General features: G+C 74.3%; 12 protein-coding genes. 10 read left to right on the top strand and 2 right to left on the bottom strand.

All coding sequences use genetic code 11. From position 1 onward, the window contains the following. Positions 1-17 precede the first annotated feature (17 nt). Positions 18-1,118: a DegT/DnrJ/EryC1/StrS family aminotransferase gene (locus Nocox_RS25680; RefSeq protein WP_020547693.1), complete on the bottom strand. Its 1,101-nt coding sequence runs from the start codon at positions 1,116-1,118 to the stop codon at positions 18-20. A gap of 222 nt (positions 1,119-1,340) precedes the next feature. On the opposite strand from Nocox_RS25680, the gene Nocox_RS25675 reads away from it, so the two are divergent. After that, on the top strand, positions 1,341-2,465 hold the full coding sequence (locus tag Nocox_RS25675) for a macrolide family glycosyltransferase (protein ID WP_020547694.1): 1,125 nt from the start codon (positions 1,341-1,343) through the stop codon (positions 2,463-2,465). Further along, on the top strand, positions 2,465-3,880 hold the full coding sequence (locus tag Nocox_RS25670; protein WP_020547695.1) for an AfsR/SARP family transcriptional regulator: 1,416 nt from the start codon (positions 2,465-2,467) through the stop codon (positions 3,878-3,880). The genes Nocox_RS25675 and Nocox_RS25670 overlap by 1 nt, the downstream gene beginning before the upstream one ends. 17 nt (positions 3,881-3,897) lie before the next feature. On the opposite strand, the gene Nocox_RS25665 is transcribed toward Nocox_RS25670, so the two are convergent. Further along, positions 3,898-5,502: an FAD-dependent oxidoreductase gene (locus Nocox_RS25665; RefSeq protein ID WP_026215266.1), complete on the bottom strand. Its 1,605-nt coding sequence runs from the start codon at positions 5,500-5,502 to the stop codon at positions 3,898-3,900. A 142-nt stretch (positions 5,503-5,644) separates the two neighbouring features. Here Nocox_RS25665 and Nocox_RS25660 point away from each other — a divergent pair, with 142 nt between their 5' ends. From Nocox_RS25660 to Nocox_RS25625, 8 genes are all read left to right on the top strand, one after another. Continuing rightward, on the top strand, positions 5,645-6,394 hold the full coding sequence (locus Nocox_RS25660) for a 3-oxoacyl-ACP reductase family protein (protein ID WP_020547697.1): 750 nt from the start codon (positions 5,645-5,647) through the stop codon (positions 6,392-6,394). A gap of 70 nt (positions 6,395-6,464) precedes the next feature. Continuing rightward, a complete protein-coding gene (locus Nocox_RS25655; protein ID WP_020547698.1) occupies positions 6,465-6,755 on the top strand; it encodes an acyl carrier protein in 291 nt (96 codons plus the stop codon). Further along, positions 6,752-7,240 carry a 3-hydroxyacyl-ACP dehydratase FabZ gene (fabZ, locus tag Nocox_RS25650; protein ID WP_020547699.1) on the top strand — a complete coding sequence of 163 codons (489 nt, stop codon included), beginning with the start codon at positions 6,752-6,754 and terminating at the stop codon, positions 7,238-7,240. The genes Nocox_RS25655 and fabZ overlap by 4 nt, the downstream gene beginning before the upstream one ends. A 2-nt stretch (positions 7,241-7,242) precedes the next feature. After that, positions 7,243-8,319, top strand: a complete 1,077-nt coding sequence (locus Nocox_RS25645) for an aminomethyl transferase family protein (protein ID WP_033411464.1) — start codon at positions 7,243-7,245, stop codon at positions 8,317-8,319. Between the two features lie 31 nt (positions 8,320-8,350). Then, positions 8,351-10,657 (top strand): beta-ketoacyl-[acyl-carrier-protein] synthase family protein, encoded by a 2,307-nt coding sequence (locus Nocox_RS43765; protein ID WP_020547701.1) that lies wholly within the window; start codon positions 8,351-8,353, stop codon positions 10,655-10,657. Further along, entirely contained in the window at positions 10,654-11,403 is a 750-nt protein-coding gene (locus tag Nocox_RS25635) for a nitroreductase family protein (protein WP_020547702.1), read from the top strand. The genes Nocox_RS43765 and Nocox_RS25635 overlap by 4 nt, the downstream gene beginning before the upstream one ends. Beyond that, complete coding sequence (locus Nocox_RS25630; protein WP_033411511.1) at positions 11,400-12,647, top strand: FAD-dependent oxidoreductase; 1,248 nt, start codon at positions 11,400-11,402, stop codon at positions 12,645-12,647. Before Nocox_RS25635 ends, Nocox_RS25630 begins: the two co-directional genes overlap by 4 nt. Continuing rightward, complete coding sequence (locus Nocox_RS25625; RefSeq protein WP_020547704.1) at positions 12,644-13,516, top strand: alpha/beta fold hydrolase; 873 nt, start codon at positions 12,644-12,646, stop codon at positions 13,514-13,516. The genes Nocox_RS25630 and Nocox_RS25625 overlap by 4 nt, the downstream gene beginning before the upstream one ends. The last annotated feature ends 29 nt before the right edge of the window (positions 13,517-13,545 follow it).

Raw genomic sequence — 13,545 nt, 5'->3', positions numbered from 1 at the left:
ACACTCGGGGGTCACGCTCAGAGGACGGCGTGGAGTGCCGCGATGACCTTGTCCTGGAGGCCGGCCGGGAGGGACGGGTACATCGGCAGGGAGAAGATCTCGCCGGCCAGCGCCTCGGTGACCGGCAGGCTGCCGCGGGGCCGGCCCAGGTGGGCGAAGCCGGACATCGTGTGGATCGGCCAGGGGTAGCTGATGTTGAGGTGGATGTCGTGGCGGCGCAGGGACTCGATGATCTCGTCGCGGCGGGGGTGGCGGACCACGTACAGGTAGTAGGCGTGCTCGTTGCCGGGGGCGGTGGCGGGCAGGACGAGGTCGGTGCCGGACAGGGCCTCGGCGTAGCGGGCGGCCACCGCGCGGCGTCCGGCGAGGTAGTCGTCGAGGCGGGTCAGCTTGCGGCGCAGGATCTCGGCCTGGACCTCGTCCAGGCGGGAGTTGTGGCCCGGGGTCTCGACGACGTAGTACGTCTGCTCCATCCCGTAGTACCGCAGCCGCCGCAGCGCCCGGTCGGTGTCGTCGTCGCCGGTGACGACGGCGCCGCCGTCCCCGTACGCGCCGAGCACCTTCGTCGGGTAGAAGGAGAACGCCGCGGCGTGGCCCATCGAGCCGGCGGTGCGGCCGTGGTGGCGGGCGCCGTGCGCCTGGGCGCAGTCCTCCACGATGACCAGGCCGTGCGTCCTGGCCAGCCGTTCCAGGGGCGCCATGTCCACGCACTGGCCGTACAGGTGCACCGGCAGCAGGCAGCGCGTGCGCGGCGTGATGAGCGCCTCCACCTGGGAGACGTCCATCAGGTACGTCCCCGCGTCCACGTCGGCGAACACCGGCGTCGCGCCCACGGCGTCGATGGCCAACACGGTCGGCGCGGCCGTGTTGGAGACCGTGATCACCTCGTCGCCGGGGCCGACCCCCAGCGCCTGCAGGGCCAGTTTGACGGCGTTGGTGCCGTTGTCCACGCCGGCGCAGTGGCGTACGCCGAGGTAGGCGGCGAACTCCTCCTCGAAGCCGCGCACGCTCCGGCCGAGCACGAGCCGGCCGGAGCTGAAGACGGTCTCGACCGCGTCCAGGATGTCGGCGCGCTCTGATTCGTATTCCGGCAGATAGTCCCAGACAAGGGTGGCCATGGCACCAGTGAACGCCCTGCCGCCGCCCCCGCGGAACCCCTAGACGCGGGGGCGGTTTTCTGGGGACCGGTAGGGGGTGACGCGCGACGGTCAGGCTCATTACCGTGACGATGGCACAGTTCATGAGAATGAGCCGAAAGAATTCACATGACGGGGCATCTGCTTTTTATGTGCTTTCCTGATCGCGGCCATGTCATTCCGACGCTGGCCGTGGTCGCGGAATTGACGCGACGGGGAAATCGGGTCACCTATCTGACCGGCGGCAGTGCGGCGGAGGCCGTCGCGGCGGCCGGGGCCGAGGTCGTCACCTACGACTCGCCGTACGAGCGGGTCCGCTCGCGGGCGGCCGAGGACGATCCGCTCGCGCTGCTGTCGCTCCTGCTGGACGAGAGCGAGGCCATGCTGGCCGCCGCCGCCCGCCTGCTGGTGCGGCCGGACGCCATCGCCTACGACATCTCCACCCTGCACGCCGGCCGCGTCCTGGCCAGGGCCACCGGACTGCCGGCGACCCAGCTCATCCCCATCTTCGCCTCCAACGCCCACTACTCCGTCCTCGCCGCCACCTACGAAGGAGAGGCCGCGGGCCGCCTGGACCGGGAGCTGCCCGGCTGGGTGGACGGCATGCTGGCGAGGATCGGGGCGCTCGCGCGCCGGCACGGCGTCCACGACGACCCTGCCGCGCTGTGGTGGGGGGTCCAGGACTCCAACCTGGTCGCGCTGCCGCGCTCGTTCCAGTACGCGGGGGAGACGTTCGACGAGCGGTTCACCTTCGTCGGGCCCTGCCTCGGCGAGCGCCGCTTCCTGGAGGAGTGGCGCCCGCCGGGCGACGGGCTGCCGGTCGCGCTGCTGTCGTTCGGCAGCGTCGGCACCACCCGGCCCGAGCTGCTGCGCACCTGCGCCCAGGCGCTGGCCGAGCTGCCCTGGCGTACGGTCGTCACGCTGGCCGACGGCACCGATCCGGCCGTGCTCGGCCCGCTGCCGCCCACCGTCGAGCCGCGACGGCGGGTCTCGCACCTGAGCGTGCTGCGTCACGCGAGCGTGGCGGTCACGCACGGCGGCCTCGGCACCGCGATGGAGGCGCTGCACCGCGGCTGCCCGCTGGTGGTCGTGCCGACGACGGCGATGGACGGGCCGGTCGCGCGGCGCGTCGCCGAGCTGGGCCTCGGCCGCGCGCTGGACCCGGCCGGGCTCACCGCCGCCGAGGTGGCCGAACGGGTGCTCGCCGTCGCCGCCGACCCGGCCGCGCGGCGGGCCGCCGCGGCCATGAGCGCCGACATCCGCGCCTCCGGCGGCGCCGCCCGCGCCGCCGACCTGCTGGAACGCCTCCCGTCCCGGGCGGCGGCGTGATGGCGGGGCCGGCGTTCGCGTTCCACGTGCTGGGGCCGCTCAAGGTGGTCAGGGACGGCGTCGAGCTGCCCATGAGCGCCAACCGCGAGCTGGTCATCCTGGCCAGCCTGCTGCTCAACGCCAACCGCGTCATGAGCGTCGAACGGCTCATCGAGGCCGTCTGGGCCGGGTCCGCGCCGCCGAGCGCGTGGCGGCAGGTCGCCATCTGCGTCTCCCGGCTGCGCCGCACCCTGGGCGCCGGGGTGATCGAGACCTCCAGCCCCGGCTACCTGCTGCGGGCCACGCCCGACAGCATCGACTGGCTGCGTTTCTCGGCGATGGTGTCCCGGGCCCGCGCGCTGGCCGGCGGCGGCCGGGCCGAGCCCGCCGTGCTGCTGCTGCGCGAGGCGCTGGCGCTGTGGCAGGGGCGGCCGTTCGAGGACATCAGGGGGCTGCGCTACGACGCGGCGCGGATGGAGGAGTCCCGGCTGGAGGCGCTGGAGACGTGCCTGGAGCTGGAGATCGGGCTCGGCCGCCACCACCAGGTGATCCCCGAGCTGCTGGCGCTGGTCGCGGAGTGGCCGCTGCGCGAGCGGGTACGGGCCCAGCTCATGCTCGCCCAGTACCGGGCGGGGCGGCGCGCGGAGGCGTTGCGGACGTACCAGGAGACCCGCCGCTACCTGCTGGAGCAGATCGGCCTGGAGCCGGGGCCGGCGCTGCGGCGGCTGCAGGAGCAGATCCTCAGGGACGAGTCCCACCTGATGCGCCCGCCCGCGGCCGTCCCGCGGCCCGGCGGGCTGGTGCCGTGCCAGCTCCCGCCGCGGGTCCTGCCGTTCGTGGGGCGGGCGGGCGAGCTCGCGGCGCTGGACGCCGCGCTGCTCGGCGACGGCGCCGCTCCGTTCATGGTCATCAGCGGTCCGGGCGGGGTGGGCAAGACCAGTCTCGCCCTGCACTGGGCGCACGCGCGCATCGACGCCTTCCCCGACGGGCAGCTGCACGCCTGCCTGGGCGGCGCCGCCGCGCCGGACGCCGTGCTCGACCGTTTCCTGCGCGCGCTCGGCGTGCCCGCGCCCGACCTGCCCGCCGACCCCGACGAGCGGCTCGCCCTCTACCGGAGCTGCACCGCCTCCCGGCGGCTGCTCGTGGTGCTGGACGGGGCCGAGGACGGCGACCAGGTGCTGCCGCTGCTGCCCGGGGGCGCGCGCTGCCGGGTCGTGGTCACCGCCACCGGCCCTCTCGACGATCTGGTGGCCCGGCAGGGGGCGCACCGCGCGTTCCTGCGTCCGCTGCCCGAGGACGCGGCGCGGGAGCTGGCGGGGCTGCTGGTGGGGGCGTCGTCGCCGTACGGGGACGACACGGTACGCGAGCTCGTGGCCGCCTCCTGCGGCAACCCCCTCTCGCTCCGCCTCGCCGCCGCCCGCCTCCACCCCCGCTGACCGCCGCGCCCTGCGGGTCAGGGGCGGCACAGCACCGTGTCGAGCGCCGTGACCAGGGCGTCCGCGGAGGGCGCGGCGTCGTGGGCGCGCCAGGCGACGTGGCCGTCCGGGCGGACGAGGACGGCGCCCCGGGGACCGAGACCGTACTCCTTGGCCCAGGTGGGCGAGGACAGCGGGCCGTCGCCGCCGATCTCCACCGCCGTGAGCGGCACGCCCGTGACGGCGGACGCCTGGGCGGCCCAGCCGGAGCCCGCCGGGGTGAGCAGCGTGAAACGGGGCCCGAGCAGGTCGAGCGTGGACACCTGGCCCCCGTCGCCGGACAGCCACACGTGCGGGGCGCGGTGACCGGGGCGGGCCACCGGCACGTACGTCCGGTACGGATCCGCGACCGCGGGCGGCGCGCTGCCGTCCGGGACGACGGCCGCCGACTCGTAGTGGAAGCCCAGCACCAGCCCCTCCGAGCTGCGCCGGTCGGCCTGCTGCCTGATGGCCTCCGCCATGGGCAGCCGGCCCTCCATCATCCGCCAGGTGATCAGCGCGTTGGCCAGGCTCTCGTCCACGGTGCGGGCGGCGACCGGCCGCCGCTCCTCCCCGTACGTCTCCAGCAGCGCCTCCCCGGCCCCCCACCGCAGCACGGCGGCCAGCTTCCAGGCCAGGTTGTGCGCGTCCTGGATGCCGCAGTTCATCCCGAACCCGCCCTGCGGCGTCGCCACGTGCGCCGCGTCGCCCGCCAGGAAGACGGGCCCGGCGCGGAAGGCGGCGGCGAGCATCGCCTGCTGCAGCCACGGCAGCACGCCGACGAGCCGGACCGGCAGGCCGGGCACGCCGACGGCGTCCCGCACCGCCCGCAGGCACACCTCCTCGGTGAAGTCCTCGGGGCTGCCGCCATGCTCGGGCTCGTAGCCCGTCTGCACCATCCAGCGTTCGCGGTGGTCGACGGCCTCGACCGCGCACGGCGGGTCGGTGAGGAAGGACAGGGCGGCGCGCCGGTCGGCGGGCAGGAAGCCCAGGTCGGCCTCGAACATGATGCTGATCATGTGCCCGAGCGGCGGCGGGCCCTCCCAGGCGATGCCGAGGGAGTCGCGCACGCCGCTGCGGCTGCCGTCGGCGGCCACGAGATAGCGGCAGCGGACCAGGCTCTCGCCGTCCGGGCCCGACACGACGGCCTCGACGCCCTGCCCCGGCCGGCCGCCGCCGCCCGCCCGCAGGCCGGTCATCTCGGTGCCGAACCGCACGTCGGCCAGCTCCGACGCGAGCCGGCGCAGGATCACCTCCAGCGCGTCCTGCGCGCACAGGAAGGTGTAGGTGGGGCTCTGCGGGGCGTCCCGGTCCAGCTCGGCGGCCGACCGGACGAAGTCGGGGGCGCTCAGCGAGCTGCCCACGCCCACCGCGAGGTACTCCTCGCGCGGCATGCCGGCGGCCTCCACCTCCCCCTCGACGCCCCAGGCGCGGAACAGCTCCATCGTCCTGGTGGTGATGAGCCGGGCCTTCGGGAAAATCGACGTTCCCTGGTGCCGTTCGACCAGCAGGACGGATATTCCGTGGCGGGAGAGCTCGATGGCGGCGCAGAGCCCCACCGGTCCGCCGCCGACCACCAGAACGTCCACCGCGCGCTCATTCATAGCGCCCAGAGTCATATATCGCGATTTCTCGGTCAATGCCGGGATAACCGCGTGATACAGGCGTGATAACGCGCCTTAGTAGCTTGTGGAAGCAGAATCAGATTCGCGCCGACCGGCGAAAGTCGAATTCCTGGAGTCCATCATGCTGTTTGCGCAGGGCACCGTGGCGCTGGTGACCGGCGGATCGCGCGGGATCGGCAGAGCCGTCGCGCTCGACCTGGCCAGGGAGGGCGCCCACGTCCTGGTGAACTACGCGCGTTCCGAGCGCGCGGCCAAGGAGGTCGTGGCCCTCGTCGAGGAGGACGGCGGCAGCGCGGCGGCGGTCCAGGCGGACGTCACGGACGAGGAGGCCGTACGCGCCATGTTCCGCGCCGTGCGCGCCGAGCACGGACGCCTCGACGTGCTGGTGACCAGCGCCGGCATCACGGCCGACCGCTATCTCATCGCCATGGGCCTGGAGCAGTTCCGCGCGCCCGTCGAGACCAACCTCGTCGGCACCTTCCTGGCCTGCAGGGAAGGGCTCAAGCTCATGCAGCACCAGCGCAGCGGCGCGATCGTCACGCTGTCCTCCTCCAGCGGCCTCGACGGCGGCTTCCCCGGCCAGACCAACTACGTGGCCTCCAAGGGCGCGATCATCGCCTTCACCTCCGCGCTGTCCAACGAGGCGGCCCCGCACGGCGTGCGGGCCAACGTGGTGTGCCCCGGCTTCGTGGCCACCGACATGACCCGCAAGGTGCCCGCGAACCTCAAGAAGCAGTACGAGTCCCGCATCCGGCTGGGCCGCATGGGCCGGCCCGAGGAGATCGCCTCCATCGTCAGCTTCCTGGCCTCGGACAAGGCCTCGTACATGTCCGGCTCGGTGGTCGTCGCCCACGGCGGCGGCCTCGGCTGAGCGCGGGAACGCCTTTCCCCGCCGCGCCACCGCCCGCCCACTCCCGCCCCCCAGCACAAGGAGCATCGCCATGACCATCGACGAGCTGCGCGCCAAGGCCGCCGAGCGGCAGCAGACCTGCAGCCAGATCAAGAAGATGATCGTCTCCCGGCTGGACCTCGAGATCGAGCCCGGCTGGATCACCGACGACCAGCCGCTGTTCGGCCGCGGCCTGGAGCTGGACAGCCTCGACGTCCTGGAGCTCTACGTGGCCATCGAGGCCGAGTTCGGCGTGGCGCTCTACGACAGCGAGATGGCGGTCTTCGGCTCGGTCTCGCGCCTGGCCGACGAGGTCAACCCGGCGTTGCGGGCCACGGCATGACGGTCACGGAACGGGCGCCGGCCCGGGGGGAGGCGATCACCGGCCTCACCCACGACCAGGTCCGCCAGGTGCTGCCGCACCGCTGGCCCATGCTGCTGCTCGACCGGGTCGGCGCGGTGGTCCCCGGCGTCAAGGGCACGGCCACCAAGAACGTCGCCGGCACCGAGCTGTGGTTCCAGGGCCACTTCCCCGGCGAGGCCGTGCTGCCCGGCGTCGTGATCGTCGAGGCCATGGCGCAGCTCGCCGGGGTCGTCTTCGCCCTGGCCGGAGCCAGTGAGATCAGCTACCTGGCGGGGGTGCGCTCCATGCGGTTCCGCCGCCCGATCGTCCCGGGCGACCAGGTCACCCTGACGGCCGAGCGGACCGCCGGCGGCGGCGGCTTCGCCGAGTTCCGGGTCGCGGCCCGGGTGGACGGCCAGGTCGCCGCAGAAGGAAACCTCACGATCGCCGACCCGGCGTCGCAACGCACATCGCGAAAGGTGTGAACATGCCAAGCGTCCTCGCGGCCACGCATCCGACGGACACCGTCTACGGCGAGGTGGGCGACGCCACCGTGCCCCTGCGCTTCTCCGCCTCCTCCGCCTCCTCCGCCGCCGAGTACGGCGTGCTGCGGGAGCGCGCCGCCGTCCTCGACCTCGGCGGGCACGGCCTCGTCGAGATCACCGGCCCCTCCGCCGTCGACTTCGCCCAGCGCCTGCTGGCCCGCGACGTCGAGTACCTCACCTCCGACCGCTGCATGATGAGCCTCGTCCTGGACGAGGACGGGCAGGTCGTCGACCAGGTGGTCGCCTTCGGCCGGGAGGACGGGCTGCTGCTGGAGAGCTCCTGCGGCGCCGGCGGCCGGCTCCTGGAGCACCTGCGGGCCCACCAGGAGGACGGCGTCGAGATCACCGACCGTTCGGGCGAGCTCACCGTCATCGGACTGGAGGGCCCCTACGCCTGGGGCGTCGTGGGCCGCCTCATCGACGCCGAGCTGGCCTCGCTGCCGTTCGAGTCGGTCGCGGACGCCACCTGGGACGACACGGAGATCGTCTTCGCCCGTACCGGCCTGACCGGCGAGTACGGCTACCAGATGATCGTCCCCGCCGAGGCCGCCGCCGCCCTGTGGACCAGCGCGCTGGAGCACGCGAGACCCGCCGGGCTGGAGGCGCTGGAGCTGGCCATGCTGGAGGTCCGCCAGCCGATCCCGCGCCACGAGGCCACCCCCGGCGCCACGGTCATCGAGATCGGCGCCAACTGGCTCGTGGACATCACCAAGGACGACTTCGTCGGCAAGGACGCCGTGACCGAGGCGTTCGAGAGCGGCGGCGGCCGGCGCACGGTCGGCTTCACCGGCTGCGCCGGCGTCCCCGCGCCCGGCACCCGCGTGCTCGCGGGCGGCCAGGACGTCGGCGAGATCGTCCACGCCGTGCACAGCGCCGGACTCGACGCCACCCTCGGCCTGGCCAGGGTGGACGCCGACCTCGCGGCGGCCGGGCTGGAGCTCACCGTGGGCGGCCTCACCGTGACCACCCTGACCAGCCCCTACATCGTGCCCAAGAGCTGGAGCATCCCGATCATCTGATCGGCCGGCGCGCTGGAAGAAGGAGACAAGCATGGCGCTGCGGCCCGTCGTGGTCACCGGCCTGGGCATCATCTGCGCCGCCGGACGCGACCCCGCCGAGTTCTGGAGCCGGCTCGTGAAAGGCGAGGGCGGACTCACCCCCATCGAGGACGAGGCGTTCGCCGTGTTCGCGGCCAGGCACGCCGGCCAGGTGCCGGACGCGTGGATCGACGACCAGCTCCCCCAGGAGGACGCCGGCCGCGACCGCACGGCGAGGCTCGCCCTCGTCGCCGCCCGCCAGGCGATCGAGCAGGCGGGTCTGACGGATCGCCGGGCGGGCGGCCCGGCCCCGGGACGGTTCGGCATCATCCTCGGCAAGTGCCAGGCCACCCCCGACGCGGCGGGCCGCTACCAGCCGATGCACCGCACGGCCGACGTGGTGGCCGCCCGCCTCGGCCTCGGCGGCCCGCGCGTCCTCGTCTCCACCGCCTGCGCGGCCGGGGGCAACGCCGTCGGACTGGCCAAGGACAAGATCCTCACCGGCGAGGCGGACGCCGTGCTCGCGGGCGGCGTGGACCCGCTGCTGTTCGGCACGTACGCGGGCTTCGCCGGCCTCCAGGCGCTGAGCACCGGCCCGTGCCGCCCCTACAGCCACTCCGACGGGCTCAACCTGGGCGAGGGCGCCGCCTTCCTCCTGCTGGAGCCGCTGGACCTGGCCCTCGCCCGCGGCGCCACGCCGCTCGCCGAGGTCGCGGGCTACGGCCTGTCCGCCGACGCCTACCACGCCACCGCCCCCGACCCCACCGGCCGCGGCGGGGCGAGCGCCGTCCGCAGGGCACTCGCCGACGCCGGGCTCGCCGCCGCCGACGTCGACTACGTGAGCGGCCACGGCACCGGCACCCCCGCCAACGACGCCATGGAGGCCAAGGTCATGCGCCTGGTCTTCGGCGAGCGGGCCGGGCAGGTGCCGACCAGCAGCATCAAGTCGTTCGTCGGCCACACGCTGGGCGCGGCCGGCGCGGTGGAGGCCGTCGCGAGCGTGCTCGCGCTGCGCCACGCCACCGCCCCGCCGACCCTCGGCTTCGGCGGCGCGACCGGGGCGGCGAGCGACCTCGACTTCGTGCCCGACCAGGCCAGGCCGATGCCCATCGGCACCGTCGTCTCCAACAACTACGCCTTCGGCGGCAACAACGTCTCGCTCGTGCTGACCGCCCCGCGCGGCCCCCGCCCGTACGAGGAGCTGCCCGAGCGCGCCGCCGTGATCACCGGGCTCGGGCCGGTGACCGGCGTCGGCGCGGGGATCGCCGAGGTGGCCCGGGCCGTCGCCGCCGGGCACCGGGCCCCCGGACGGCCGCCGTCGCTGGACGGCCGGACGTACGCGCCGCGCTCCCTGTGGCGGCACATGAACCAGCTGTCCCGCATGGCCATCGCCGCCTCCCGCCTGGCCTGGGAGGACGCCGGGCTCAAACTGCCCAGGAAGGCGCTGGACGACGTGGCGCTCGTCTTCGCCACCGGGGCGGGCTCGGCCGAGAGCACCGGCGGCTTCGACGAGAGCATCGCGGTCAACCCCAGCAAGCCGGCCGTGCTCAGCTTCTCCAACGTCGTGCTCAACGCCACCGGCGGCGCGGTCTGCCAGACCCTGGGCCTGCGCGGGCCCACCACCACGATCTGCAACGGCGGGGCCTCCGCCTCGATCGCCCTGGACTGCGCGCTGGAGCTGATCCGGGCGGGCAAGGCCGAGGTGGTCCTGGTCGTCGCCGCCGACGAGACGACCGGGGGAGGGGAGGCCGATCCGGGGCCGGTGCCGTACGACTCCGGCGCGGCCGGGCCGGTCAAGGGGTCGGCGGCCGTCGCGTTCGTGGTCGAGTCGGCCGAGCACTGCGCCGGGCGCGGCGCGGTCCCGTACGCGAAGGTGGCCGCCACCCGCCACGCCGGCGAGCCGGAGCAGCACACCCCGGACCCACCCGGCGGGCCCCTCGGCGGGCTGCTCGACGCGCTGCTCGGCGGGCTGCTCGGCGGGCAGGCGCCCGAGCTGGTCATCGGCGCGGCCACCGGCGGGCCGGAGGACGGCGCGGAGGCCGCCGCCGTGCGCGCCGCCGCCCCCGGCGCCCCGCTCACCGGCACCGCCGCCCTCACCGGCGACTGCCAGGCGGCCACCGGCGCGCTCAACGTGGCCCTCGCCGCGCTCGCCGTCCGCGACGGCATCGCGCCCGCCCTGACCGGGCTCACCGCCCCCCTCGCCGGCGACCTCACCGCTTACCTGACCGAGCCGGACCTGCCGGCGCCCGCCAGGCGCGTGCTCGCGCTGACCGCCGCGCCGGGATCGGTCCGCGGCGCCGTCCTGCTGGAGGCGGTATGACCGCCGCCGGCGCGAACGGGACCGGCACGCCGTTCGACGTCGCCGAGACCGACCGGCTGCTGACCACCACCCGGTCCGTACGCCGCCGCCTCGACCTGGACCGCCCCGTCCCCCGCGAGGTCATCCAGGAGGCCCTGGAGGTCGCCGTCCAGGCGCCCACCGCCAACAACCACCAGAACTGGCGCTGGCTCGTGCTCACCGAGCCCGCCACCAAGGCCAGGCTCGCCGAGCTGATCCGCTCCTCCTGGCAGTTCCACCTCAACGACATCTGGACCAGGGCGGGCCGGCGCCGGCACGACGCGCAGGCCCGCCGCAACCACGCCTCCGCCCAGGCGCTCACCGAGACCATCGCGGCGGTGCCCGCGCTGGTGATCCCGTGCGTGCTCGGCCGCCCGCCGGACGTCGCCGCGATCAACGACGCCTGGCGGCGGCGCATGGCCGACAAGGTCGCCGAGGACCCCGGCCACCTCGTGCAGCACGGCGAGACCCGGGCCAGCATCTTCTACGGCTCGATCTTCCCCGCCGTCTGGTCCTTCCAGCTCGCGCTGCGCAGCCGGGGACTCGGCAGCACCATCACCTGCCTGCACGTGCCCCACGAACGAGAGGTGGGGCGGTTGCTCGGCATCCCCTCCGGGGTCACGCAGGTGTGCATGATCCCGGTCGCCTACACGGTGGGCACCGACTTCCGCCCCGCCGACCGCTACAGCGCCAAGGAGCGCACCTACTGGGAGAGGTGGGGCACGTGACCCGACGAACCGAACAGCCCGACGTCGTCATCGTGGGCGGCGGCATCTCGGGCGCGTCGGCCGCCTGCCGGCTCGTCGCGGGCGGGCTCTCGGTGACGCTGCTGGAGAAGCAGGACGCCTACCGCGACCTGGTGCGCGGCGAGTGGCTGGCCCCGTGGGGCATCAGGGAGGCGCAGCGGCTCGGCGTCTACGACTGCTTCTCCGCAGGCGGCGCCTGGGAGATCCGCGAGTGGATGACCTGGGACGAGGCCGTCACCGAGGACGAGGTCGAGGCGGTGGACATGACCCGCTTCATCCCCGGCATCGGCGGCCCCATGTCGTTCCCGCACCACCAGGTCTGCGAGCTGATGGCCGAGCAGGCCGCCGCCGGCGGCGCCCGCCTCGTCATGGACGCCGCCAAGATCGGCGTCAGGCCCGGCCCCGAACCGGTCGTCACCTACCGCACGCCGGAGGGCGAGCACGAGCTGCGCCCCCGCATCGTGCTCGGCGCGACCGGCCGCGGCAACACGGTCGGCCGCCAGATCGGCGTCACCATGCGCAACTCCATGCACCACTGGGGCGGCGGCATGATGGTCGAGGGCCTCGACGACTGGCCGCAGGACGTCCAGGCCATGGGCACCGAGGGCGACGTCATGTTCATGGTTTTCCCCCAGGGCTACGGCCGGGCCCGCCTCTACCTCAACTTCCCGACCGCCAACAAGCACCGCTACCGCGGGCCGGGCGGCGTCGAGCGCTTCCTCGCCGCGTTCGAGCTGGACTGCCTGCCCGACCGGGGCAAGGCGGTCACCGCGGCGATCCCGGCCGGGCCGCTGTCGGTGTGGCCGTCGGTCTCCAGCGTCCCCGAAGGGCCGCCGCTGACCGAGGGCGTGGTGCTGATCGGCGACGAGGCGGGCAACGCCGACACCGTGCTCGGCACCGGCCTGTCCTGCGCGATGCGCGACGCCAGGACCGTCTGCGACATCCTGCTCACCTCCGGCGACTGGTCGCCGGCGGCGTTCGCCCCGTACGTGGCGGAGCGCGACTTCCGGCTGGAGCGGCTGGACTTCGGCGCCTCCATCGTCAGCAGGCTGCACGTCGAGTTCGGGCCGGCCGCGCTGGAGCGCCGCCGCCGGGTGCGCCGGCTGATGGCGAGGAACTTCGCCGCGCAGGTGACCGGGCTGCTCAACATGGTCGCCCCCGAGGACGTACCGGAGTTCGGCTTCAGCGAGTTCTTCGCTGAGCGGCTGTTCAGGGAGACAGCATGACCACCGAGAAGAACGTCGTCCACGTCAACGGCGTGGACCTGGCCTACGTGGACGAGGGCGAGGGCGACCCCGTCATCCTCCTCCACGGCTTCCCCGACTCCTCCTACCTGTGGCGGCACCAGATCCCGGCCCTCGTCGAGGGCGGCTTCCGGGTGATCGCGCCCGACCTGCGCGGCTTCGGCGACTCCGGCAAGCCGCAGGAGGCCGAGGCGTACGGCATGCAGACCATCGTCAACGACGTCGTGGGCCTCACCATGAAGCTCGGCATCCGCCGCCCGCACCTCGTCGGCCACGACTGGGGCGCCGCCATCGCCTGGATGTACGCCTTCCTCATGCCCCGCAGGATCGACCACCTGGCCGTGCTGTCGGTCGGCCACCCCGGCGTCTTCGCCACCCCCTCCATCGAGCAGCGGGCGGCCTCCTGGTACATGCTCTTCTACCAGTTCCCGGGCGTGAGCGAGGAACTGCTGCGCCGCAACGGCTGGCGGCTGTTCAAGGAGATCATGGGCCGCGACGGCGACCACGACCGCTACCTGCGCGACCTGGCCCGGCCGGGCGCGCTCACCGCCGGGCTCAACTGGTACCGCGCCAACCGCTCGCCGGCCGCCGAGCTGCGCCCCGCGCGGCCCTTCCCGCCCGTGCTCGCCCCCACGCTCGGCATCTGGGGGGACGGCGACAAGGCGCTGCTGGAGGAGGGCATGACCGGCTCCGGCAAGTTCGTCAAGGGCCCCTGGCGCTACGAGCGCGTCGAGGGCGCGGGGCACTGGCTGCCGCTCGACGCCCCCGACCAGGTCAACAAGCTGCTGCTCGGCTTCCTCGGCACGGAGCGGCCCGCCCACGAGGAACGCCGGCCGCGCCGCCGGCTCTAGCGACCGGCCGGCCTCGCGCGAGGCGGCAG

Source organism: Nonomuraea coxensis DSM 45129, from assembly GCF_019397265.1.
GTDB classification, from domain to species: domain Bacteria; phylum Actinomycetota; class Actinomycetes; order Streptosporangiales; family Streptosporangiaceae; genus Nonomuraea; species Nonomuraea coxensis.
This window is presented reverse-complemented; position numbering and strand designations above follow the sequence as displayed.

What these genes read in the sequence shown, in the direction of transcription:
- fabZ (WP_020547699.1), top strand. Translation starts at nt 6,752, where the DNA reads ATGACGGTCACGGAACGGGCGCCGGCCCGGGGGGAGGCGATCACCGGC.
- Nocox_RS25625 (WP_020547704.1), top strand. Translation starts at nt 12,644, where the DNA reads ATGACCACCGAGAAGAACGTCGTCCACGTCAACGGCGTGGACCTGGCC.
- Nocox_RS25655 (WP_020547698.1), top strand. Translation starts at nt 6,465, where the DNA reads ATGACCATCGACGAGCTGCGCGCCAAGGCCGCCGAGCGGCAGCAGACC.
- Nocox_RS25660 (WP_020547697.1), top strand. Translation starts at nt 5,645, where the DNA reads ATGCTGTTTGCGCAGGGCACCGTGGCGCTGGTGACCGGCGGATCGCGC.
- Nocox_RS25665 (WP_026215266.1), bottom strand. Translation starts at nt 5,502, where the DNA reads ATGAATGAGCGCGCGGTGGACGTTCTGGTGGTCGGCGGCGGACCGGTG.
- Nocox_RS25635 (WP_020547702.1), top strand. Translation starts at nt 10,654, where the DNA reads ATGACCGCCGCCGGCGCGAACGGGACCGGCACGCCGTTCGACGTCGCC.
- Nocox_RS25670 (WP_020547695.1), top strand. Translation starts at nt 2,465, where the DNA reads ATGGCGGGGCCGGCGTTCGCGTTCCACGTGCTGGGGCCGCTCAAGGTG.
- Nocox_RS25680 (WP_020547693.1), bottom strand. Translation starts at nt 1,118, where the DNA reads ATGGCCACCCTTGTCTGGGACTATCTGCCGGAATACGAATCAGAGCGC.
- Nocox_RS25645 (WP_033411464.1), top strand. Translation starts at nt 7,243, where the DNA reads ATGCCAAGCGTCCTCGCGGCCACGCATCCGACGGACACCGTCTACGGC.
- Nocox_RS43765 (WP_020547701.1), top strand. Translation starts at nt 8,351, where the DNA reads ATGGCGCTGCGGCCCGTCGTGGTCACCGGCCTGGGCATCATCTGCGCC.